The organism is Psychrobacter sp. TB20-MNA-CIBAN-0197, assembly GCF_040309765.1.
GTDB classification, from domain to species: Bacteria; Pseudomonadota; Gammaproteobacteria; order Pseudomonadales; family Moraxellaceae; genus Psychrobacter; species Psychrobacter submarinus.
Window position 1 is genome coordinate 1 of sequence record NZ_JBEOPC010000657.1, and the last position, 269, is coordinate 269.

Consider the following 269-nt stretch of genomic DNA (forward strand, 5'->3'; position numbering starts at 1 on the left):
GCACACTTTCATGCGTTTAACTTAAGTAAACCCGCTGATGGGTTATGGCAGCAAGGCAACTACTGGCATTTAAGCACGCGCCCAGATGAGTTTAATAAACTAAAAGATAACCTTGATAAAAAGTCCGATATTAAAAATGCTGCACATAAAATAGATGAGCAACTACAAAGTTGTGCGTATAAAACGCTGATTCATGGCGATGCAAAACTTGCTAACTTTGCAGCAAATGAGCGCGATGAAATACTCGGTTATGATTTTCAGTATATAGG

The 269-nt window shown here is 38.7% G+C and carries 1 protein-coding gene; it reads left to right on the plus strand.

Annotated elements, in window-relative coordinates:
• Positions 1–269, plus strand: a 269-nt coding sequence (locus tag AAEY83_RS15400; RefSeq protein ID WP_351060305.1) for a hypothetical protein, incomplete at both ends; no start/stop codon positions are given.